Origin of the sequence: Niastella populi, from assembly GCF_002078015.1 — a bacterium.
In the GTDB taxonomy this organism is placed as follows: domain Bacteria; phylum Bacteroidota; class Bacteroidia; order Chitinophagales; family Chitinophagaceae; genus Niastella; species Niastella populi.
Genome location: NZ_LWBP01000165.1, coordinates 1 through 372, shown reverse-complemented (window position 1 = coordinate 372; position 372 = coordinate 1). Strand labels below are relative to the sequence as shown.

Below are 372 nucleotides of genomic sequence, written 5' to 3'. Positions count from 1 at the left end.
GCTGTAGGTTACAACTTTCGAACCGGTTTGTTGAGGATCTCATAAATATTGTAGAATTCTACAATAAGTACCCTATAAAGATTCATGCATCAACGTGAAAAAACATATATATCGGTGATGAGATTAGGAAGCGGCAGTACGGGGTTAATAATGCTTAATCAGAATACCAAAATATCATTTCTCCCAGATCCCCATAATCATATCTTCCTAGGCTTGTTTCCAGAATATCGAGCTTGTTATGAAAAACCCCAAAACTCATACCATTGATAAAATACCTTTTACCTTCGGTATTTATCAAAGAATATATCCTGTAGTCTTTGGTGATCTTAAAACCATATTCCTCTATCAGTCCTCTGACAACCTCATCTGTTT

At 35.5% G+C, this 372-nt stretch carries 1 protein-coding gene; it reads right to left on the bottom strand.

From position 1 onward, the window contains the following. Positions 1–154: 154 nt before the first annotated feature. Positions 155–372 (bottom strand): hypothetical protein (locus A4R26_RS35430; RefSeq protein WP_207625750.1); only part of this gene is annotated, 218 nt, incomplete at its 5' end.